General features: G+C 66.7%; 20 protein-coding genes and 1 tRNA gene. 9 read left to right on the top strand and 12 right to left on the bottom strand.

Annotation, left to right across the window (positions count from 1 at the left end; all coding sequences use genetic code 11):
- Nucleotides 1-133: 133 nt before the first annotated feature.
- From GO999_RS07625 to GO999_RS07615, 3 genes are read right to left on the bottom strand one after another with little or no spacing between them, the layout of a single operon-like run.
- Nucleotides 134-913 carry a 3-hydroxybutyrate dehydrogenase gene (locus tag GO999_RS07625; RefSeq protein ID WP_028853086.1) on the bottom strand — a complete coding sequence of 260 codons (780 nt, stop codon included), beginning with the start codon at nucleotides 911-913 and terminating at the stop codon, nucleotides 134-136.
- A gap of 13 nt (nucleotides 914-926) precedes the next feature.
- Nucleotides 927-1565: a CoA transferase subunit B gene (locus GO999_RS07620; protein WP_011001515.1), complete on the bottom strand. Its 639-nt coding sequence runs from the start codon at nucleotides 1563-1565 to the stop codon at nucleotides 927-929.
- 23 nt (nucleotides 1566-1588) lie between these two features.
- Nucleotides 1589-2287 (bottom strand): CoA transferase subunit A, encoded by a 699-nt coding sequence (locus GO999_RS07615; RefSeq protein ID WP_011001514.1) that lies wholly within the window; start codon nucleotides 2285-2287, stop codon nucleotides 1589-1591.
- 152 nt (nucleotides 2288-2439) lie between these two features.
- Between GO999_RS07615 and GO999_RS07610 the strand changes: the two genes are divergently transcribed.
- Nucleotides 2440-2985, top strand: coding sequence for a LuxR C-terminal-related transcriptional regulator (locus tag GO999_RS07610; RefSeq protein ID WP_011001513.1), 546 nt, complete (start codon nucleotides 2440-2442; stop codon nucleotides 2983-2985).
- Between the two features lie 16 nt (nucleotides 2986-3001).
- On the opposite strand, the gene GO999_RS07605 is transcribed toward GO999_RS07610, so the two are convergent.
- Complete coding sequence (locus GO999_RS07605; protein ID WP_016721757.1) at nucleotides 3002-3787, bottom strand: SDR family oxidoreductase; 786 nt, start codon at nucleotides 3785-3787, stop codon at nucleotides 3002-3004.
- Nucleotides 3788-3993: 206 nt separating this feature from the next.
- Between GO999_RS07605 and GO999_RS07600 the strand changes: the two genes are divergently transcribed.
- The gene (locus GO999_RS07600; RefSeq protein ID WP_016721756.1) at nucleotides 3994-5682 is read left to right on the top strand and encodes an electron transfer flavoprotein-ubiquinone oxidoreductase; all 1689 of its coding nucleotides are present in this window, start codon (nucleotides 3994-3996) and stop codon (nucleotides 5680-5682) included.
- Between the two features lie 64 nt (nucleotides 5683-5746).
- On the opposite strand, the gene aroC is transcribed toward GO999_RS07600, so the two are convergent.
- From aroC to GO999_RS07580, 4 genes are all read right to left on the bottom strand, one after another.
- Complete coding sequence (aroC, locus tag GO999_RS07595) at nucleotides 5747-6847, bottom strand: chorismate synthase (protein ID WP_011001510.1); 1101 nt, start codon at nucleotides 6845-6847, stop codon at nucleotides 5747-5749.
- 74 nt (nucleotides 6848-6921) lie between these two features.
- Complete coding sequence (locus GO999_RS07590) at nucleotides 6922-7347, bottom strand: FKBP-type peptidyl-prolyl cis-trans isomerase (protein ID WP_019718695.1); 426 nt, start codon at nucleotides 7345-7347, stop codon at nucleotides 6922-6924.
- A 97-nt stretch (nucleotides 7348-7444) separates the two neighbouring features.
- A complete protein-coding gene (locus tag GO999_RS07585) occupies nucleotides 7445-9352 on the bottom strand; it encodes an MFS transporter (protein WP_197360814.1) in 1908 nt (635 codons plus the stop codon).
- 114 nt (nucleotides 9353-9466) lie between these two features.
- Entirely contained in the window at nucleotides 9467-9922 is a 456-nt protein-coding gene (locus GO999_RS07580; RefSeq protein ID WP_003264280.1) for a CBS domain-containing protein, read from the bottom strand.
- A gap of 237 nt (nucleotides 9923-10159) precedes the next feature.
- On the opposite strand from GO999_RS07580, the gene GO999_RS07575 reads away from it, so the two are divergent.
- From GO999_RS07575 to GO999_RS07565, 3 genes are read left to right on the top strand one after another with little or no spacing between them, the layout of a single operon-like run.
- Nucleotides 10160-11494 (top strand): O-acetylhomoserine aminocarboxypropyltransferase, encoded by a 1335-nt coding sequence (locus tag GO999_RS07575; protein ID WP_211906716.1) that lies wholly within the window; start codon nucleotides 10160-10162, stop codon nucleotides 11492-11494.
- Nucleotides 11494-12318, top strand: a complete 825-nt coding sequence (locus GO999_RS07570; RefSeq protein ID WP_211906715.1) for an alpha/beta fold hydrolase — start codon at nucleotides 11494-11496, stop codon at nucleotides 12316-12318. Before GO999_RS07575 ends, GO999_RS07570 begins: the two co-directional genes overlap by 1 nt.
- 25 nt (nucleotides 12319-12343) lie before the next feature.
- Nucleotides 12344-12661, top strand: coding sequence for an Mpo1-like protein (locus GO999_RS07565; RefSeq protein ID WP_011001505.1), 318 nt, complete (start codon nucleotides 12344-12346; stop codon nucleotides 12659-12661).
- Between the two features lie 18 nt (nucleotides 12662-12679).
- Here the strand turns inward: GO999_RS07565 and GO999_RS07560 are convergent, their stop codons facing one another.
- Nucleotides 12680-14002 (bottom strand): YihY family inner membrane protein, encoded by a 1323-nt coding sequence (locus GO999_RS07560; RefSeq protein WP_211906714.1) that lies wholly within the window; start codon nucleotides 14000-14002, stop codon nucleotides 12680-12682.
- Nucleotides 14003-14078: 76 nt separating this feature from the next.
- Between GO999_RS07560 and wrbA the strand changes: the two genes are divergently transcribed.
- The 3 genes from wrbA to GO999_RS07545 are packed head-to-tail and all read left to right on the top strand — an operon-like array spanning nucleotide 14079 to nucleotide 16485.
- A complete protein-coding gene (gene wrbA / locus GO999_RS07555; protein WP_019718692.1) occupies nucleotides 14079-14672 on the top strand; it encodes an NAD(P)H:quinone oxidoreductase in 594 nt (197 codons plus the stop codon).
- Nucleotides 14669-15058: a DUF2069 domain-containing protein gene (locus tag GO999_RS07550; RefSeq protein ID WP_211906713.1), complete on the top strand. Its 390-nt coding sequence runs from the start codon at nucleotides 14669-14671 to the stop codon at nucleotides 15056-15058. The genes wrbA and GO999_RS07550 overlap by 4 nt, the downstream gene beginning before the upstream one ends.
- 14 nt (nucleotides 15059-15072) lie before the next feature.
- Nucleotides 15073-16485, top strand: a complete 1413-nt coding sequence (locus GO999_RS07545; RefSeq protein WP_064047736.1) for an FAD-binding oxidoreductase — start codon at nucleotides 15073-15075, stop codon at nucleotides 16483-16485.
- 8 nt (nucleotides 16486-16493) lie between these two features.
- On the opposite strand, the gene GO999_RS07540 is transcribed toward GO999_RS07545, so the two are convergent.
- The gene (locus GO999_RS07540) at nucleotides 16494-16703 is read right to left on the bottom strand and encodes a hypothetical protein (RefSeq protein WP_197360819.1); all 210 of its coding nucleotides are present in this window, start codon (nucleotides 16701-16703) and stop codon (nucleotides 16494-16496) included.
- Nucleotides 16704-17369: 666 nt separating this feature from the next.
- Here GO999_RS07540 and GO999_RS07535 point away from each other — a divergent pair.
- A tRNA-Arg gene (locus tag GO999_RS07535) sits at nucleotides 17370-17446 on the top strand.
- Nucleotides 17447-17625: 179 nt separating this feature from the next.
- Here GO999_RS07535 and GO999_RS07530 read toward each other — a convergent pair.
- Nucleotides 17626-18702: a restriction endonuclease gene (locus tag GO999_RS07530; RefSeq protein ID WP_249215059.1), complete on the bottom strand. Its 1077-nt coding sequence runs from the start codon at nucleotides 18700-18702 to the stop codon at nucleotides 17626-17628.
- Nucleotides 18703-18825: 123 nt separating this feature from the next.
- On the bottom strand, nucleotides 18826-19119 hold the full coding sequence (locus GO999_RS07525; protein WP_211906712.1) for a hypothetical protein: 294 nt from the start codon (nucleotides 19117-19119) through the stop codon (nucleotides 18826-18828).
- Nucleotides 19120-19163: the final 44 nt, after the last annotated feature.

The following is a 19163-nucleotide window of genomic DNA, read 5'->3' as shown; positions in this document are numbered from 1 at the left end:
CTTGATGACAGAGGAAAAAAACCGAAGCCCGATTGTACGCCGTGCCCGGCGCGATGCGCCCGCGCACCGGGCCGCGCACCGGCAACAAAAAGGCCTCGCAACCGCGAGGCCTGTTCGCCGATGACGAGGCGTCTTACTGCGCGACCCAGCCGCCGTCCATGCTCCACGCCACGCCGCGCACCTGCTCGGCGGCCTCGCTGCACAGGAACACCGCCAGCGCGCCGAGCTGCTCGGGCGAGACGAATTCGCCGGAGGGCTGCTTCTCCATCAGCAGTTCCTTCTTGGCCTGCAGGACGGGAATGCCCTCTTTCTCGGCACGCGCGTCGATCTGCTTCTGCACCAGCGGCGTCAGCACCCAGCCCGGGCAGATCGCGTTGACGGTAACGCCGGTCTGCGCGGTCTCCAGTGCCACCGCCTTGGTCAGGCCGACGATGCCGTGCTTGGCCGCCACGTAGGCCGACTTCTGCGCCGACGCCACCAGCCCGTGCGCGGAGGCGATATTGACGATGCGGCCCCAGTTCTTGCGCTTCATGCCCGGCACCGCGAGCCGCGTGGTGTGGAACGCCGACGACAGGTTGATGGCGAGGATGGCGTCCCAGCGCTCGGCCGGGAAGTCTTCCACGTTGGCCACGTACTGGATGCCGGCGTTGTTGACGAGAATGTCCACGCCGCCGAATTCGGCATCGGCGTAGGCGAACATCGCCTCGATCTCGGCGGGCTTGCTCATGTCGGCGCCGTGGTAGCCGACGCGGACGGCATCCTTGCCGGCCCCGGCGATCCGGGCCTTGGGCCCGTCCACGTCGCCGAAGCCGTTCATGACGATGTTGGCGCCCTGCGCCGCGAGCGCGCAGGCAATGCCCAGGCCGATGCCGCTGGTGGAGCCGGTCACCAGGGCGGTTTTTCCTTGCAGCATGACGTTCTCCGGTTTACAGCAGGTTGACGCCCGTCTTCGACTGGATGTCCTCGCGCGAGACACCCGGTGCGGCCTCCACCAGCTTCAGGCCATGCTCGGTCACGTCGATCACGCCCAGGTCGGTGATGATGCGGTCGACCACGCCCACGCCCGTCAGCGGCAGCGTGCACTTGGGCAGGATCTTCAGGTCTTCGGAGCCGTCCTTCTTCTTGGCGGTGTGCTCCATCAGCACGATCACGCGCTTGACGCCCGCGACCAGGTCCATCGCGCCGCCCATGCCCTTGACCATCTTGCCCGGGATCATCCAGTTGGCCAGGTCGCCCGTCTCGCTGATCTGCATCGCGCCCAGGATGGCCAGGTTGATATGCCCGCCGCGGATCATGGCGAACGAATCCGCCGAGGAGAAGATCGACGAGCCCGGCAGCGTCGTCACGGTCTGCTTGCCGGCGTTGATCATGTCGGGATCGACCTCGTCGTCGGTCGGGAACGGGCCGATGCCGAGCAGGCCGTTCTCCGACTGCAGCCACACCTCCATGCCGTCCGGCACGTGGTTGGCGACCAGCGTCGGCAGGCCGATGCCCAGGTTCACATAGAAGCCGTCCTGCAGCTCCCTGGCTGCGCGCGCAGCCATTTCATCACGCGTCCATGCCATGTTCGGTCTCCTGATCGTCCTGGTTATTTGGCGCGCACGGTGCGCTGCTCGATGCGTTTTTCCGGATGGGCGTTCAGCACGATGCGCTGCACGAACACGCCCGGGGTGTGGACCTCGTCCGGGTCGAACGTGCCGGTCTCGACGATCTCTTCGACTTCAACGATGGTGATGCGGCCGGCCATGGCACACATCGGGTTGAAGTTGCGCGCGGTGCGGTGGTACTTCAGGTTGCCGGACTTGTCGGCCTTCCACGCCTTGACCAGGGCCACGTCGGCGATCAGGGAGCGCTCCATGACGTACTGCTCGCCGTCGAATTCGCGCACCTCCTTGCCGTCGGCCACCACGGTGCCGACGCCGGTGCGGGTGAAGAATGCCGGGATGCCGGCGCCGCCGGCGCGCAGCTTCTCGGCCAGCGTGCCCTGCGGGGTGAATTCCAGCTCGAGCTCGCCGGACAGGTACTGGCGCTCGAACTCCTTGTTCTCGCCCACGTAGGACGAGATCATCTTCTTGATCTGGCGGGTTTCCAGCAGCCGCCCCAGGCCGAAGCCGTCGACGCCGGCGTTGTTGGAAATGCAGGTGAGCCCCTTGGCACCGGAATCGCGCAGCGCGCCGATCAGCGCCTCCGGGATGCCGCACAGGCCGAAGCCGCCCACGGCGATGGTCTGGCCGTCCTTGACGATACCCGCGAGCGCCTCGGCGGCGCTGGCGTAGATTTTGTTCATGCGTGCTCCTTCCTTGGTGATCCAACGAATCCGGCGGGGTTTTGACCGGGCGCACAGACGGGCTTGCGCGGCGCGGTGCCGGAAAATTGTAACGGTACAATCCGCCGAGAATACGCAAGCGCTGCGCGACGCAGCAATACGTAGGACTACATATGCCCGCTCTCGACTACCAGACCGCGTTCCAGCTTGCTCCGGTCGGCATGGTGATGTCGCGCGAACGTGTCATGGTCGACGTCAACGAAGAGGCCGCGCGCATCTTCGGCCATCCGCGCACGGCGATGATCGGGCAGTCGTTCGAGCTGCTCTATCCCACCCACGACGAATACGAGCGCACCGGCGCGCGCATCGTGCCGATCATGAACGCGCGCGGCAGCTATTCCGACGAGCGCATCATGAAGCGCGCCAACGGCGAGCTGTTCTGGTGCCATGTCACCGGCCGCGCGCTGGACCGCACCCGGCCGCTGGGCGAAGGCATCTGGACGTTCGAGGATCTGTCCGCGCACCGGCCGGTGACGGCGGCCCTGACGCCGCGCGAGCGCGACATCGCCGCGCAGCTGGTGGAGGGCAAGACCAGCAAGCAGATCGGCAAGCAGTTGGACATCAGCCCGCGCACGGTGGAGATCTATCGCGCGCGGCTGATGAAGAAGTACGCCGCCAGCACCTCGCTGGAACTGGTGCAGCGGCTGATGGGGCACTGAGGCGGCGGGGGCCGCGTCAGACCATGCCGTCGTCGGCGTTGATGATGGCGCCGTTGATGAAATCCGACTGGTCGGAAGCCAGCAGCAGGATCAGGCCGTCGAGGTCCTGCGGCTTGCCGACGCGCTTGCGCGGCAGCATCTGCACCAGCTTCTGGCCGGCCTCGGTTTCCCAGTGGTGATGGTTGATCTCGGTGTCGATGTAGCCGGGGCAGATGGCGTTGGTGTTGATGCCGTGGCGGCCCCATTCCAACGCCATGGCGCGGGTCATGTGCACCACGGCGGCCTTGCTCATGCAGTAGATGCCGATCTGCGACAGCACCTTCAGCCCCGCCACCGAGGCGATGTTGATGATGCGCGACTGCGGCAGCGGCGAGCCGTTCTTCTCCGCCCCCCTGGCCCGCGCGATCATGCGCTTGGCGGTTTCCTGCGCGACAAAGAAGGCGCCGCGCGTGTTGGTGTCGAAGACGAAATCGAAATCGTCCGGCGTCACGTCGACCATGCGCTGCGTGGTCGAGACCCCCGAATTGTTGACCAGGATGTCGATGGTGCCCGCCTCGGTCTCGGCGTGGGCGATGGCCGCGCGGATGCTGTCGGGATCGGTCACGTCCAGCCGCACCACGTGGGCGCTGCCGCCCTTCGATTCGATATCGGCGCGCAGTTCCTTGAGCCGCTCGACCCGGCGGGAAGCCAGCACCACCTTGGCGCCCGCTGCCGCCAGCACATGCGCGAAACGCGCCCCCAGGCCGCTGGACGCGCCGGTGATCAGCGCGACCTTGCCTTCCAGATTGATCGACAAACCCATGATGCGTGGTCCCTGTGAGTTGTAGTGACGCGCCGGACCGTTCGCGCCCGGCGCCGGCAGGTGAAGCGGGCGCAGCTTGGCGAAAATCGAACGACCGTTCAAAAGTTTCGCTTGCCGCATCCGGGCGCGTCCCCGACAATGCCGGAAATTCTAATGCAGCGATCCGCTATACCAATAAGCAAACGCCCTACAAGCGAAGAGGCATCATGAACCAGCAGCAGCTCCTCGAACAGTACGGTCCCCGCGAATCCATGGAGTACGACGTCGTGATCGTCGGCGGCGGGCCGGCTGGCCTGGCGACCGCGATCCGCATCAAGCAGCGCGCGGCCGAGACCGGCAAGGACGTTTCCGTGGTCGTGCTCGAGAAAGGCTCCGAGCCCGGCGCGCACATTCTCTCGGGCGCCGTGATGGACCCGCGCGCGATCGACGAGCTGCTGCCCGACTGGAAGGCACAAGGCGCTCCGCTCAACCAGCCCGTCACCGGCGACGATGTGCTGTTCCTGAGCGAGACCGGCGCCACGCGCACCCCCGACTGGCTGGTGCCGCGCAACCTGCACAACGAAGGCTGCTACGTCATCTCGCTGTCCAACGTCGTCAAATGGCTGGCGACGCAGGCCGAGGGCCTGGGCGTGGAGATCTTCCCCGGCTTTGCCGCCGCGGAGGTGCTCTACGACGACCGCGGCGCCGTGCGCGGCGTGGCCACCGGCAACATGGGGGTCGGCAAGGACGGCGAGCCGACCGACCACTTCCAGCTCGGCATGGAGCTGCTGGGCAAGTACACCATCTTCGCCGAAGGCGCGCGCGGCCATCTGGGCCGGCAGTTGCTGGACAAGTACAAGCTCGATGCCGGCAAGGACCCGCAGAGCTTCGCCATCGGCATCAAGGAGCTGTGGGAGATCGACCCGGCCAAGGCCAAGCCCGGCCTGGTGGTGCACACCGCCGGCTGGCCGATGGATGCCGATACGTTCGGCGGCGGCTTCCTGTACCACCTGGAAGACAACAAGGTCACGCTCGGCTTCGTGATCGGCCTCGACTACAAGAACCCGTGGATGAGCCCGTTCGAAGAAATGCAGCGCTGGAAGACGCATCCGGCCATCCGCGCGCACATCGAGGGCGGCAAGCGCATCGGCTATGGCGCCCGCGCGATCAACAACGGCACGCCGCAGGCACTGCCCAGGACGGTGTTCCCGGGCGGCGCGCTGGTCGGCTGCGACGCCGGCTACCTGAACGCGGCGCGCATCAAGGGCAGCCACGCGGCCCTCAAGAGCGGCATGCTGTGCGGCGAGGCGGTGTTCGAGGCGGTGACGGCGGGCCGCGCCGGCGACGAGCTGTCGGCCTATCCGGCGGCGTTCGAGCAGAGCTGGCTGAAGGAGGAGCTCGACCAGACGCGCAACTTCAAGCTCTGGTTCAAGAAGCATGGCCGCATGGTCGGCAATGTCATGACCGGCATCGAGCAGTGGCTGCTGCCCAAGGTTGGCATCAAGACCCCGCCCTGGACGCTGCACAGCACGGCGCCCGACAACGTCTCGCTCAAGCCGGCCGGCGAATGCCCCAAGATCGCGTATCCGAAGCCGGACGGCAAGCTGACCTTCGACCGGTTGTCATCGGTGTTCATCTCGAACACCAACCATGAAGAAAACCAGCCGGCCCACCTGACGCTGAAGGACCCGACCGTCCCCACGCGCATCAACCTGACGCAGTTCGCCGGGCCGGAACAGCGCTACTGCCCGGCCGGCGTGTACGAATTCGTCAAGAACGACGACGGCACCGAGCGCCTGCAGATCAACGCGCAGAACTGCGTGCACTGCAAGACCTGCGACATCAAGGACCCGACGCAGAACATTGTGTGGGTCACGCCGGAAGGCGGCGGCGGCCCGAACTACGTCGGCATGTAAGTGCCTGGCGCCCAACAAAAAAGACGGCTTCGCGCCGTCTTTTTTGTTGCCTGCGCGGATCGCCTTACGGCGCCTTGGCGGCGATGGCCGGGGTCGCCACCGCCACGTCGCCGCATTGGGCGCGATGGCGCAGCGCATGGTCGGTCAGCACCAGCGCCAGCAGCGCCTCGGCGATCGGCGTGGCGCGGATACCGACACACGGATCGTGGCGGCCGAACGTCTCGACCGCGGTCGGCTCGCCCGCCTTGTCGATCGAGCGGCGCGGCGTGCGGATGCTGGAGGTCGGCTTGATCGCCAGCGATACCGAGATGTCCTGCCCGGTGGAAATGCCGCCCAGGATGCCGCCCGCGTTGTTGCCGACGAAGCCGGCCGGCGTCAGTTCGTCGCCGTGCTCGGAGCCGCGCTGCGACACGGCATGGAAGCCGGCGCCGATCTCCACGCCCTTCACTGCATTCAGGCCCATCATGGCATGGGCGATGTCGGCGTCCAGGCGGTCGAACAGCGGCTCGCCCCAGCCGACCGGCATGCCGGTTGCCACCACCTCGATGCGCGCGCCGACGGAGTCGCCGTCGCGGCGCAGCGCGTCCATGTAGGTTTCGAGCTCGGGGAGGATCTCGGCGTTGGGCGCGAAGAACGGGTTGTTCGGCACCTCGTTCCAGTCGAGGAACGGAATCCGGATCTCGCCCAGCTGCGACATGTAGCCGTGGATCTCGACGCCGAACTTCTCGCGCAGCCATTTCTTGGCGACGGCGCCGGCCGCCACCACGGGCGCCGTCAGCCTGGCCGACGAACGGCCGCCGCCGCGCGGGTCGCGGATGCCGTACTTGTGCCAGTAGGTGTAGTCGGCATGGCCCGGGCGGAAGGTCTCGACGATGTTGCCGTAGTCCTTGCTGCGCTGGTCGGTGTTGCGGATCAGCAGGCAGATGGGCGTGCCGGTGGTCTTGCCCTCGAACACGCCGGACAGGATCTCGACAAGGTCTTCTTCCTTGCGCTGCGTGACGTGGCGCGAAGTGCCGGGCTTGCGGCGGTCGAGATCGGGCTGGATGTCCTCGGCCGACAGCGCCATGCCCGGCGGGCAGCCGTCGATGACGGCACCGATGGCCGGGCCGTGCGACTCGCCGAAGGTGGTGACGGAAAACAGCAGGCCCAGGGTATTGCCAGACATGATCGTGCTCGGAAAGGCGCCACGGCGGTGCGTGGCGCGAAACATCGGGAAACCGCTATTGTAAGGCTGACGGATCAGCCGCCGATGCCGAGCAGCTCGACCTCGAAGTTCAGCGTGGCGTTGGGCGGGATCGTGCCGGGCACACCGCGCGCACCGTAGGCGGTCGCCGGCGGACACGTCAGCTTGGCCTTGCCCCCCACCTGCATCTTCTGCACGCCCTCGGTCCAGCACGGGATCACGCGATTCAGCGGGAAGGCGATCGGCTGGCCGCGCTTGTAGGAACTGTCGAACTCGGTGCCGTCGGCCAGCGTGCCGCGATAGTGCACCTTGACCGTATCGGTCGCCTTGGGCGACGGCCCGCTACCCTTGGCCACATGCTGGATGGTCACGCCCGACGGCAGCGACTCGGCCGGCGCGGCCGACACGGCGGATGCCGCCTGAACGTTGTATGCGGCGAGGGCGAGCGATGTGGCGCACAGCAGCAGGGAAAGGCGTTTCATAGGCGTATGACGAACGGGGTTGGGAATCAGGGTTTCAGGTGGCGGGCCGCTTGACCCGCCGCGTTGCCAGCCGGCAGTGTATCCAATTGCGCCGCGGCTAGCGCCGCTCGCCGCGCAGGGCCAGCACAGCGGCCTGCAGCCCTTCCGGCGACACCGCCTGCGGTGCCACCGGCGTGCCGATGCACAGCTCCAGCCGGTTGAGGAAGCCGCGGCGGAACGGGCGCGTCATCGCCGCGCCATCCTTGCGCGAGAAGAAGCTGCCCCACAGGCCGCGCAGCGCCATCGGCACCACCGGCACCGGGGTGCGCTCGACGATGCGGCGCACGCCGTCCTTGAACGGATTCATCTCGCCGGTGGCCGTGATCTTGCCCTCGGGGAAGATGCAGACCACCTCGCCCTCGGCCAGCGCGGCGGCGATGGCGTCGTAGGCGCGCTTGAGCAGCGCCTCGTCTTCGTGCGCCGGCGCGATGGGGATCGCCTTGATCGTGCGGAAGAACCAGGACAGCAGCGGCACGCGGAAGATGCGGTGGTCCATCACGAAGCGCACCGGCCGGCGCACGAAGGCCCCCACCACCACCGCGTCGACAAAGCTGACATGGTTGCAGACCAGCAGGCACGGGCCCTCGTCGGGAATCCGCTCGTCGCCCTCCACCTTGACGCGGTAGACGGTATGGATCAGCAGCCACATCACGAAGCGGATCAGGAATTCCGGCAGCAGCGCGTAGATGTAGATCGCCACCACGGCGTTGAGGATGCCCGTCACCAGGAACAGCTGCGGGATGGTGAAGCCGGCGCGCGTGAGCACCATCGCCAGCACCGCCGAAGCGATCATGAACAGCGCGTTGAGGATGTTGTTGGCGGCGATGATGCGCGCCCGGTGCGTCGGCTCGCAGCGGCTCTGGATCAGCGCGTACAGCGGCACGCTGTAGAAGCCGCCGAACATCGCCAGCAGAAACAGATCGGCCAGCACGCGCCAGTGGCGATGGTTCTGCAGGAAGCCCGCCACGCCCGTCAGCGCATCGTGTGCGACCAGCGCCTCGGCATGCGAAGCGAAGTACAGGTCCACCGCGAACACCGTCATGCCGATCGAGCCGAACGGCACCAGGCCGACCTCCACCATGCGGCCCGAGAGCTTTTCGCACAGCACCGAGCCCAGGCCGATGCCGATCGAGAACACCGCCAGCAGCAGCGTCACCACGTTCTGGTCGCCGCCGAGCACGTTGCGCGCAAAGGCGAAGAACGAGGTCAGGAAGGTCGCGCCGACGAACCACAGCCACGAGATGCCGAGCAGGCTCAGGAACACCGCGCGCTGGTTGCTGGCCAGCTTCAGGTTGCGCCAGGTCTCGGAGACGGGGTTCCAGTTGATGCGCAGATCCGGCTGCGAGGCCGGCGACACGGGCACACCGCGCGCCGTCAGCCAGCCGCCGACGGCGATCGCCAGGCAAGCGATGCCGGTCAGCGCCGGGCCGACCAGCTCGCCGTTGCGCGTCAGGTTGGCCAGCTCGCCGCCGCCGATGGTGCCGAGCAGGATGGCGACGAAGGTGCCCATCTCCACCAGCCCGTTGCCGCCCACCAGTTCGGACGGTTGCAGGTGCTGCGGCAGGTAGGCGTATTTGACCGGCCCGAACAGCGTCGAGTGCACGCCCATCAGGAAGGTGCACAGGTACAGCAGCTCGACCCGGCGCAGCGCAAAGCCCGCGCAGCCGATCGCCATGATGGCGATCTCCAGCGTCTTCACCAGGCGGATCAGCCGGGCCTTGTCCATGCGGTCGGCGATCTGCCCGCTGGTGGCCGACAGCAGCACGAACGGCGCGATGAAGATCGCCGAGATCAGGAACGCCGCCGAGGCCGGGTCCGCGTTGCCGAACAGCGCGGCGTGATAGGTGACCAGCGATGAGAAGGCGACCTTGAACACGTTGTCATTCATGGCGCCCAGAAACTGGGTCCAGAAAAACGGGGCGAAGCGGCGCTGCTTCAGCAGGGAAAACTGGCTCGATTGGCTCATCTGGCGGACAAATCGGGATTCAACAAAAAACCCGCTCGCGGTGCGGGCGGGTTTCGGGGATTCGGCATACCGGCGCTCCCGGCACGGCCGGCGGCGTGCAGCCGGTCAGGCCGGTCAGTCTTCGCTGGCCTCTTCCTTCGGCCAGTCGCGGATGTACGCCTTGAGCATCTTGTTCTCGAAGTTCTGTTCCTCGAAGACGGCCTTGGCGACGTCGTAAAACGAGATCACGCCCATCAGCGTGCGGTTGTCGAGCACCGGCAGATAGCGGGCATGCCGCTCCAGCATCATGCGGCGCACTTCGTTGACCTCGGTCTCGGGGGTGCAGGTGAGCGGATGGTCGTCCATCACCTTGCGGATGGTGGTGCCGTCATCGACCTTGCCGTTGTTCCGGGCGAGCACCAGGATGATCTCGCGGAAGGTCAGCATGCCGACCAGCTCGCCGTATTCCATCACCACCAGCGAGCCGATGTCGTATTCCGCCATGGTCTGCACCGCCACCTGGAGCTTGGTTTCCGGGGCCACGGTGTAGAGCGTGTTGCCCTTCACGTGAAGGATGTCGCTGACTTTCATGTTGCGTCTCCCAGGTCGGGGTGCCGGTCCGCCGGGGCGGCGACCGCGCGCGGGTAGTGATTATGGTTGTGTTTCGATCCTAGCCCAAACCGGTGGGCTTCGACAAGCGCATGCCCCCAAAATGCGGCAGAAAAAGCCCGTCAAAAACCGCGCCCGCTCGGCGTTTGCCCGGGATGCACCGCAACGGGGTGCGGTGCTAGCATGCCCCGTCCCGACCTCATTTGGTGCTTGTTTCCCATGTCCAAAGCCCGCTTCGACACGCTGGCGCTGCATGCCGGTGCCGCGCCCGACCCGGCCACCGGCGCCCGCGCGACGCCGATCCACCTCACCACCTCCTTCGTCTTCCGCGACAGCGAGCACGCCGCCTCGCTGTTCAACATGGAGCGCGCGGGCCACGTCTACTCGCGCATCTCCAACCCCACCGTGGCGGTGTTCGAAGAGCGCATGGCGGCGCTGGAGAACGGCGTCGGCGCGATCGCCACGGCGTCGGGCCAGGCCGCGCTGCACTTGGCCATCGTCACGCTGATGGGCGCGGGCTCGCATATCGTGGCGTCGTCGGCGCTGTACGGCGGCTCGCACAATCTGCTGCACTACACGCTGCGCCGCTTCGGCATCGAGACCACCTTCGTCAAGCCGGGCGACATCGACGGCTGGCGCGCGGCCATCCGCCCCGAGACGCGCCTGCTGTTCGGCGAGACGCTGGGCAATCCGGGGCTGGATGTGCTCGACATCCCGACCGTCGCGTCGATCGCGCACGATGCCGGCGTGCCGCTGCTGGTCGATTCGACCTTTACCACGCCGTGGCTGCTGCAGCCGTTCGCGCACGGCGCCGACCTGCTCTACCACTCGGCCACCAAGTTCCTGGGCGGGCACGGCACCACCATCGGCGGCGTGCTGGTCGACGCCGGCACCTTCGACTACGTGGCGGCCGGCCGGCATCCCGAGCTGACCGAGCCGTACGCGGGCTTTCACGACATGGTGTTTGCCGAGGAAAGCACCGTGGCGCCCTTCCTGCTGCGCGCCCGCCGCGAGGGCCTGCGCGACTTCGGCGCGTGCATGAACCCGATGGCGGCATGGCAATTGCTGCAAGGCATCGAGACGCTGCCGCTGCGCATGGCGCGGCACGTCGAGAACACGCGCCGCGTGGTCGCCTTCCTGGCGGGCCACCCCATGGTGGCGTCGGTGGCCTATCCCGAACTGGAAACGCACCCCGACCACGCACTCGCCAAACGCCTGCTGCCGCGCGGCTGCGGCGCGGTGTTCAGCTTCGATCTGCGCGGCGACCGGCGCGCCGGCCAGCAATTCATCGAATCGCTCGGCCTGTTCTCGCACCTGGCCAATGTGGGCGACGCGCGCTCGCTGGTGATCCACCCGGCCTCGACCACGCATTTCCGCATGGATGCGGCCGCGCTGGCCGCCGCCGGTATCGGCGAAGGCACGATCCGCCTGTCGATCGGCCTGGAAGACGCCGACGACCTGATCGACGATCTCAAGCGCGGTCTGAAGGCCGCCGAGCGTGCCATGTCGGCCGCGTCCGGCAAGACCGCCCCCGCCCCGACCGGAGCCCGCTGATGGAATGGACCGTACAAGGCCGGCGCGCCTATGCCTACACCGGCGGCAAGCCGTTCGATCCGGCGCTGCCATGCGTGATCTTCGTGCACGGCGCGCAGAACGACCATTCGGTGTGGGGCCTGCAAACCCGCTGGTTCGCCCACCACGGCTTCAGCGTGCTGGCGGTCGACCTGCCCGCGCACGGCCGCAGCGCCGGCGCCCCGCTGACGACCGTCGAGGCCATGGCCGACTGGGTGATGGCGCTGGCGCAGGCCGCCGGCGTCGCCCGGCCGGCGATGGTGGTCGGGCACAGCATGGGCTCGCTGATTGCGCTGGAGTGCGCGTCGCGATACGCCGACCGCGTCGGACGCATCGCGCTGGTGGCCACCGCCTGGCCGATGAAGGTGTCGGAGGCCCTGCTCGAGGCGGCACTGAACGACACGCCGGCCGCCATCGAGATGGTCAACGCCTGGTCGCACTCCAGCCTGGCCAACAAACCGTCCGCGCCGGGCCCCGGCTTCTGGATGCACGGCGGCAGCCAGCGCCTGATGGAGCGCGTCGCGCGCGGCTCGCAGGCGCCGGTGTTCCATACGGATTTCTCGGCCTGCAACGCCTATGCGCGCGGCGCGCAGGCCATGGCGACAGTGCAGTGCCCCGCACTCGTGATCGTCGGAGACAAAGACCAGATGACGCCCGCGCGCGCCGGCAGGCAGGTCGCCGCCGGGCTGGCGGGCAGCCGCGTGGTGGCCCTCCCCTGCGGCCACGCCATCATGGGAGAATGTCCGGACGGCACGCTCGATGCGCTGATCGCCTTTGCGCGCGAGCGCGCCGCCGTCGCCGCGTAACCGGCGTCCCGCACAGGAGGCGACCATGGCCACCACCGACGCGCACCGCTTCGGCAGCTTCGCCGAGTTCTATCCGTACTACCTCGGCGAGCACCGCAACCGCACCTGCCGGCGCCTGCATTTCGCGGGATCGACGCTCGCGCTGGTGTGCCTGATCCAGCTGGTGTTCACGGGCAGTCTGTGGTGGCTGCTGGCCGCGGCCGTCAGCGGCTACGCCTTTGCCTGGGTCGGTCACTTCGCCTTCGAGAAGAACCGCCCCGCCACCTTCCGCCACCCGATCTACAGCCTCATGGGCGACTGGGTGATGTACCGCGACATCTGGATCGGCAAGATTCCGTTCTGACCGGCTTCCGGACGCGGCTCAGGCGCGGGCGGACGCCGCCAGCGTTGCGGCGGCCGGCGCGGCCGCGGCTTCGGCAGCGGCCTTCACGCCGGACTCGCCGGACGCGAACACGGCTTCCAGCGTGCAATCCAGCGCCGGGTTGTGGAGCTGGGCCTCGAGCATGCGCGTATCGCCCAGCTGATGCGCGAACGCCGTGCGCGACAGCCGCGGCAGGCTCAGCACCAGCTTCTCGTAAAGCGGGCGCAGCGTGGTGGTATGCGCGTCGCACAGCAGCGCCCAATGCGCCTGCCCGCGATCCTGCTGCAGCTTGCCGACCAGATGCAGCGTCTTCAGCTGGATCAGCAGGTCGGCCACGTAATCCGCCTCCAGCTGCAGGCGCCGGCCGATGTCCAGTTCGCCGAGCGTGCGTGGCGCGTGGTCGCGCGCGCGGTGCAGCAGCAGCAGGATGCCGAGCGCATCGAAAAACTCACTGCCCGGGAAGGTGCGGCGCTGCCAATAGCCCTGGCGGATGATCGGCAAGGTGGCGGCGATGGTCGCGCCCAGCAGCGTCACCAGCCAGCTGACGTAGATCCACAGCAGGAAGATCGGCAGCGCGGCAAAGGTCCCGTAGACCGCCGTGTAGGTGGGAAAGCGCGCCACGTAATAGCCGAAGCCGCGCTTGGCGATTTCGAAGGCCACGGCGGCAACCAGCCCCGCCAGAAACGCATCGCGCCACGCAACGAGGGTGTTCGGCACGAACACATACAGCATGGCGAACGCGATGGCCGACAGCAGGATCGGCACCAGCCCCACCACCACGCCCAGCCCATACGGCAGCTTGGCGACGTAGCCCGCCGAGACCGACACCAGGTACGAGCTGACCGACAGGCTCGCGCCGATCAGCACCGGCCCGAAGCTGACCAACGCCCAGAACACCAGCACGCGCTGCGCCAGCGGCCGGCGCTGGCGCACGCGCCAGATGGCGTTGAGGGCGTTCTCGACCGTGAGCATGGTCATCACCGACGTGACGACCAGGCCGACCAGGCCGGCGGCCGTCAGCCCCTTGGCGTTGTGCGAGAACTGGTTGAGATACGTCAGGATCGGCCGGCTGATGTTGCCCGGCACGAGGTTGCTGAACAGGTAGCCCTCGATGGCCGCCCGAAAGCTCTGGAACATCGGGAACGCGGTGAACAGCGCGAACGCCACCGTCAGGATCGGCACCAGCGACAGCACCGTGGTGAAGGTCAGGCTGCCCGCCACCTGCGGCAGGCTGTCCTCGCCCGCGCGTCGCAGTGCATAGCGCTGCAGCGCACGCAGCTTGGGGACATTCCATTGGCGGAGCACACGGGTATCGAACTGCATGAAGAATCAGACTGGGAGCGGATGAAGCGCGTTCGGGGCCGCAACTATAATACCGCGACCCTCTTTGCGCATCGCCATGAAAGACATCCTCGTCCTGTACTACAGCCGCCACGGCAGCACGCGCGCACTGGCCGAAGCCATCGCGCAAGGCATCGAAAGCGTGGACGGCGCACAGGCGCGCGTGCGCACGGTGCCGGCCATCTCGACCGTGTGTGAAGCCACGCAGCCCGAAGTGCCGGGCAACGGCCCGCCCTACGCGGAGGTGCGCGACCTGGAAGACTGCATCGGCCTGGCGCTCGGCTCGCCCACGCGCTTCGGCAACATGGCCGCGCCGCTCAAGTACTTCCTGGACGGCACCACGCCGCAGTGGCTCTCCGGGGCGCTGGCCGGCAAGCCTGCCTGCGTGTTCACCTCCACCGGCAGCATGCACGGCGGCCAGGAGACCACGCTGCTGTCGATGATGATGCCGCTGTTGCACCATGGCATGGTGATGCTCGGCCTGCCGTACCAGCACAGCGAGTTGATGTCGACCGACGCCGGCGGCACGCCGTACGGGCCGACGCACGTAGCGCATCGCGGCGACACCGCGCCGCTCACCGCCATCGAACGCACGCTGGCCGTGGCGATGGGCCGGCGGCTGGCGCAGACCGCGCTCAGGCTCGCCGCATGACGCCCGCCGCCCCCGTCCCGCATTCGCGCATCCTGCACGGCTTGAGCGCGGGCAGCCTGATCGCGCTGATCGCGCTGTGCATGGCCTGGGAGCTGTGGCTCGCGCCGTTGCGCCCGGGCGGCTCGTGGCTGGCGTTGAAGGCGCTGCTGCTGACCTGGCCACTGCCGGGGGTGCTGCGCCGCAATCGCTACACGATGCAGTGGGCGTCCATGTTCATCCTGCTGTTCTTCACGGAAGGCATCGTGCGCGCGACGTCCGACCCGGGCGCCTCGCGCGTGCTGGCATGGGCCGAAGTCGTGCTCAGCCTGGTGTTCTTCTTCGCCACCATCTTCTACCTGCGTCCGTTCAAGCGCGCGGCCAAGGCGCGCGCCCGGCACGACGCCTGACCCTCGCGCCCGCCATGACCCACGATGCCTTCCTGCAGGCCTGCACCGACGCCATCGGCGGCACGCACGTCCTGACTGCGCCGGAAGACCAGGCACCCTATCTGACCGACTGGCGCAAGCGCTTCACCGGCCGGGCACGCGCCGTGCTGCGCCCGGCCGATCCCGAGCAGGTCGCCGCGCTGGTGCGCCTGTGCGCCGGCCATGGCGTGCCGATCGTCCCGCAGGGCGGCAACACCGGGCTGTGCGGCGGCGCCACGCCCGACGCCGCGGGCACGGCCGTGGTGATCTCGCTGCAGCGCCTGCAGCGCGTACGCGCGGTCGATCCGATCAACAACACCATCACCGTGGATGCCGGCTGCATCCTGGCGAGCGTGCAGGATGCGGCGGCGGCGGCCGACCGCCTGTTTCCGCTGAGCCTGGCCGCGGAAGGCAGTTGCACCATCGGCGGCAACCTGGCGACCAATGCCGGCGGCACGGCCGTGCTGCGCTACGGCAACGCGCGCGAGCTGTGCCTGGGCGTGGAGGCCGTGCTGCCCGACGGCGCGCTGTGGAACGGCCTGCGCGGCCTGCGCAAGGACAACACCGGCTACGATCTGCGCGACCTGCTGATCGGTGCGGAAGGCACGCTGGGCATCATCACCGGCGCGACGCTGAAACTGTTTCCGCAACCACGCGCACAGGTGACGGCCCTGGCTGCATTGGCGTCACCGCGGCAAGCGCTGGCATTCCTGTCGCTGGCGCAAGGCCATGCAGGCACGCTGCTGACGGGGTTCGAGCTGATGTCGGCGTTCTGCCTGGCGCTGGTGCGCAAGCACTACCCGCAGTTACGCGTGCCGTTCAGCCAGGCGTATCCACAGTACGTCCTGCTCGAACTGTCAGACCTGGAAAGCGAAGCGCACGCGCGCGGCGTGTTCGAAACCCTGATGGAAGACGCGCTGGCGCGCGAGGTGATCCTGGACGCCGCCGTCGCGGAATCCGTCGCCCAGTCGCGCGCGCTGTGGGATCTGCGCGAGCACATCCCGCTCGCCCAGGCCGACGAAGGCAAGAACATCAAGCACGACATCGCCGTGCCGATCTCGCGCATCGCCGACTTCATCGACTTGACCGACCGCGCGCTGGCGGCCGCCTACCCCGGCATCCGCATGGTGACCTTCGGCCACCTGGGCGACGGCAACCTGCACTACAACGTGTCGCCGCCGGCCGGCCAGGATCACGAGACCTTCCTGGCCAACCAGCCCCGCATCAACCGCATCGTGCACGACAGCGTGCACGCGCACGGCGGCTCGATCTCGGCCGAGCACGGCATCGGCCAGCTCAAGCGCGAGGACAACGCCCGCTACAAGAGCCCGGTCGAACTCGCCGCCATGCGCGCGATCAAGCAGGCGCTCGATCCGCGCGGGCTGATGAATCCGGGCAAGGTGCTATAGCGCGCTCGCTATAGATAGCCGAAGTGGCGGGCGGCCAGATTGAGCAGCGCGAAGACGACGGCCGAGGCCAGCAGCCACAGCAGCAGGCGCGGCACGCCGCTGGGCGGCAAGCGATGCTCGCCGACACTGGACCGGCCGCCGATGCTCCCGCTCTGCGCGCTGCGAATATAAGTGGTTCGGGGCGCCCCCGCCGGGCGCCGCATATGACGCGTGCTCATTTCAACTCTCCCTCCATGCCCACTGCCACCCCGCCTGCCCCCTGTTGCCGGCGAGCACGCAGCCTTGTTCAGACTGCCCCAACAAGACTCCCCTGATTTCCCGTCCGGTCAGAATCGCACACTACCCGTCGCGCCCGCCGGCGCGTCCAGGCCTTGCTTTGCGTTCCGCGTCATTGCGCGGAATTCGAGTGGCAGCGAGCTTGTTGTGGCACGACCCGACCGCCACGAAATGTAGCAAAAATTACCCCCAATGGGGGGTGCCCCCAAAGAAAAAGATTGAGGCGGTGATGCGTGGGTACGACGCTTGCAGCGTCAGCTAGGACACGCCATCAAAACAGGGAGTTTCCATGCCAGTGCAACCTTCGTTCACCCGCCCCCCTAGCGCGCACATCACGCCGCCGACACCGCCCGAGCCATCCCGCCCGCCGCCCGAGATGCCTCCACCCGATGTCCCGCCGGTCGAGCCGCCCTTCCACGATCCGGATCCGGCCGGCCCACCCATCGAGTTGCCGCCGGGAGATCTGCCGCCCGAAATCCCGCCCCAGCGCTGACCTGCCGGCCGGCGAGAGACCGCCAGCCGTCATCCATCTGATAGAATCTGCGGCCTCCCGTCTCCCGGGAGCCGCAGTTTCAGCGTGCCTGCCTGGGCAACGCATTGCGCCGCATCTGCCCATAGCTCAGTTGGATAGAGCATCGGCCTTCTAAGCCGACGGTCGGGGGTTCGAATCCCTCTGGGCAGGCCACCGATTCCTTATAGCGTCACAACGACGGTTTAACGTGTGAGCATAGGAAAGTGTGCTCGGACTCTATTCTCGACACGTGTCCCACGATCCCGGAAGATCGTTACTGGACACGGACCATCAGGCATCCGTGCAGTCCCGCGCCACGAAAAGGTCCTGCTGATCCAGCGTAGCGAACAGAGTCACGCCGCACGTGGAAGCTTTACCCTGCACCCCTTCGGGTAGTTGTGGCACCCCCAGAACGAACCACTTTCGCCTTGACGGACCACCATCTTTACCCCGCAAGCGGCACAGGTCGGCGTCTGGTAGTCACCTTCGAACGCCTGTGTCAGCAGTTCATCTCGCTTTTCAGCATCCAAGGCACGGATGCGTTCAACAATGTCCGCACCATCCAACAACTGGATGCCAGCCTCTTTGGCGTAGTCCTGCACCGGTTGGCCGATGAAACCTGTCAGTGACCAGAAAATGCCCCGTTTGACCTTCTTGGTGTGCATGACGCCACCAAGCGCGCGGACAGGCGCCACCTTGACGGGTGTACTCCATGCCTTGCACTGGACCAGTGCGATGGGATCAGGCTTCCCCTTCATGTACAGGGTTGCGTCGACACCACCATCCGCCCCTTGTGGCACCGTTTCGACGGTAAATCCCATGGCCTCGTAGTACCACACGCACAGCATCTCGAATCGCTTCCATTCCAGTTGCCGAAGCGCATCAAGGGACCACTCCACCGCTGATGATGGATCAGTCTCCGCTGGTTCCTCGAACACCTCTGGGATGTGCTGGACCGGCTGATCAGCGGCTGTGCCAAGCAGTTCGTGCGCAGCGAACGTGGGCACCACGAACACCGCCAACATTGATCCAAGACTGGTCTTGGCGGCATCAGTCAAACCATCGCGGTTGACCTCCCTGTCCTGCCACATAACGGTTCGCGCCAGTGGCATGCCCGCATCCGTCAGATCAGCCCGGCTTTCGCACACCCCTGTCACCTTACCGATCAGGTAGGTGCGGCTGGCTGGCGAGTACGTGACAACCAAGTCATCGACCTTGACCTCGTTCATGAAGCGCCAAACCTGCGACGCCACTGAAACCGCCATCTTTTCTTTTGTTTCCGGCACGATGAATAGATGCAGATCGGCCAGTTCTTTCTTCGTCATGCCAGCCTTGGCATGGTGCGCAAGCTGCGTCCAACCGATAGCAGCAATACCTTTCTGACGAAAATCATCGTAGAGACGGCCACCATCGGCCCGGATCATCCACATCCTTGTCACATACCCCCCGCAGCCCATTTTGAACGTGGTTCGGCCACACGCATGACCGGCTATCAGTGATCCAATAATACAAAAACCGCCTTGGATCGGCGGTTTCGGTGTTGGCAAGACAAATCAATACTTTAGGTTTTTTCCATTGGCGATTGCGACACTCACCATCTCCTCAAAAATTTGGAGGGCACCGTCCAGGGAGTCGGCCTCTTGCTCGATTGGCATACCGCGACCTTCCACTCCCTTCAGGTTGTGGATGCATTTAGCCTTGATGGTCGCAAAGGCGGAGTCATCAAGCACACCACCATTGAGGACGTGCCAGATAATTTGCGAAACAAGGTCCTGCAAGCACATGGAAACGATCCCCATCTTCATGGCGCTCGTTTGAAGATTCCTGACATATTCTTCGCTGGGCATGTCGTGGTTATGGAGTTTGGAGGGCTTCATAGTACACCCACAAA

This window comes from Ralstonia nicotianae (assembly GCF_018243235.1).
In the GTDB taxonomy this organism is placed as follows: Bacteria; Pseudomonadota; Gammaproteobacteria; order Burkholderiales; family Burkholderiaceae; genus Ralstonia; species Ralstonia nicotianae.
This window is presented reverse-complemented; position numbering and strand designations above follow the sequence as displayed.

What these genes read in the sequence shown, in the direction of transcription:
- GO999_RS07625 (WP_028853086.1), bottom strand. Translation starts at nt 913, where the DNA reads ATGCTGCAAGGAAAAACCGCCCTGGTGACCGGCTCCACCAGCGGCATC.
- GO999_RS07620 (WP_011001515.1), bottom strand. Translation starts at nt 1,565, where the DNA reads ATGGCATGGACGCGTGATGAAATGGCTGCGCGCGCAGCCAGGGAGCTG.
- GO999_RS07615 (WP_011001514.1), bottom strand. Translation starts at nt 2,287, where the DNA reads ATGAACAAAATCTACGCCAGCGCCGCCGAGGCGCTCGCGGGTATCGTC.
- GO999_RS07610 (WP_011001513.1), top strand. Translation starts at nt 2,440, where the DNA reads ATGCCCGCTCTCGACTACCAGACCGCGTTCCAGCTTGCTCCGGTCGGC.
- GO999_RS07605 (WP_016721757.1), bottom strand. Translation starts at nt 3,787, where the DNA reads ATGGGTTTGTCGATCAATCTGGAAGGCAAGGTCGCGCTGATCACCGGC.
- GO999_RS07600 (WP_016721756.1), top strand. Translation starts at nt 3,994, where the DNA reads ATGAACCAGCAGCAGCTCCTCGAACAGTACGGTCCCCGCGAATCCATG.
- aroC (WP_011001510.1), bottom strand. Translation starts at nt 6,847, where the DNA reads ATGTCTGGCAATACCCTGGGCCTGCTGTTTTCCGTCACCACCTTCGGC.
- GO999_RS07590 (WP_019718695.1), bottom strand. Translation starts at nt 7,347, where the DNA reads ATGAAACGCCTTTCCCTGCTGCTGTGCGCCACATCGCTCGCCCTCGCC.
- GO999_RS07585 (WP_197360814.1), bottom strand. Translation starts at nt 9,352, where the DNA reads ATGAGCCAATCGAGCCAGTTTTCCCTGCTGAAGCAGCGCCGCTTCGCC.
- GO999_RS07580 (WP_003264280.1), bottom strand. Translation starts at nt 9,922, where the DNA reads ATGAAAGTCAGCGACATCCTTCACGTGAAGGGCAACACGCTCTACACC.
- GO999_RS07575 (WP_211906716.1), top strand. Translation starts at nt 10,160, where the DNA reads ATGTCCAAAGCCCGCTTCGACACGCTGGCGCTGCATGCCGGTGCCGCG.
- GO999_RS07570 (WP_211906715.1), top strand. Translation starts at nt 11,494, where the DNA reads ATGGAATGGACCGTACAAGGCCGGCGCGCCTATGCCTACACCGGCGGC.
- GO999_RS07565 (WP_011001505.1), top strand. Translation starts at nt 12,344, where the DNA reads ATGGCCACCACCGACGCGCACCGCTTCGGCAGCTTCGCCGAGTTCTAT.
- GO999_RS07560 (WP_211906714.1), bottom strand. Translation starts at nt 14,002, where the DNA reads ATGCAGTTCGATACCCGTGTGCTCCGCCAATGGAATGTCCCCAAGCTG.
- wrbA (WP_019718692.1), top strand. Translation starts at nt 14,079, where the DNA reads ATGAAAGACATCCTCGTCCTGTACTACAGCCGCCACGGCAGCACGCGC.
- GO999_RS07550 (WP_211906713.1), top strand. Translation starts at nt 14,669, where the DNA reads ATGACGCCCGCCGCCCCCGTCCCGCATTCGCGCATCCTGCACGGCTTG.
- GO999_RS07545 (WP_064047736.1), top strand. Translation starts at nt 15,073, where the DNA reads ATGACCCACGATGCCTTCCTGCAGGCCTGCACCGACGCCATCGGCGGC.
- GO999_RS07540 (WP_197360819.1), bottom strand. Translation starts at nt 16,703, where the DNA reads ATGAGCACGCGTCATATGCGGCGCCCGGCGGGGGCGCCCCGAACCACT.
- GO999_RS07530 (WP_249215059.1), bottom strand. Translation starts at nt 18,702, where the DNA reads ATGTGGATGATCCGGGCCGATGGTGGCCGTCTCTACGATGATTTTCGT.
- GO999_RS07525 (WP_211906712.1), bottom strand. Translation starts at nt 19,119, where the DNA reads ATGCCCAGCGAAGAATATGTCAGGAATCTTCAAACGAGCGCCATGAAG.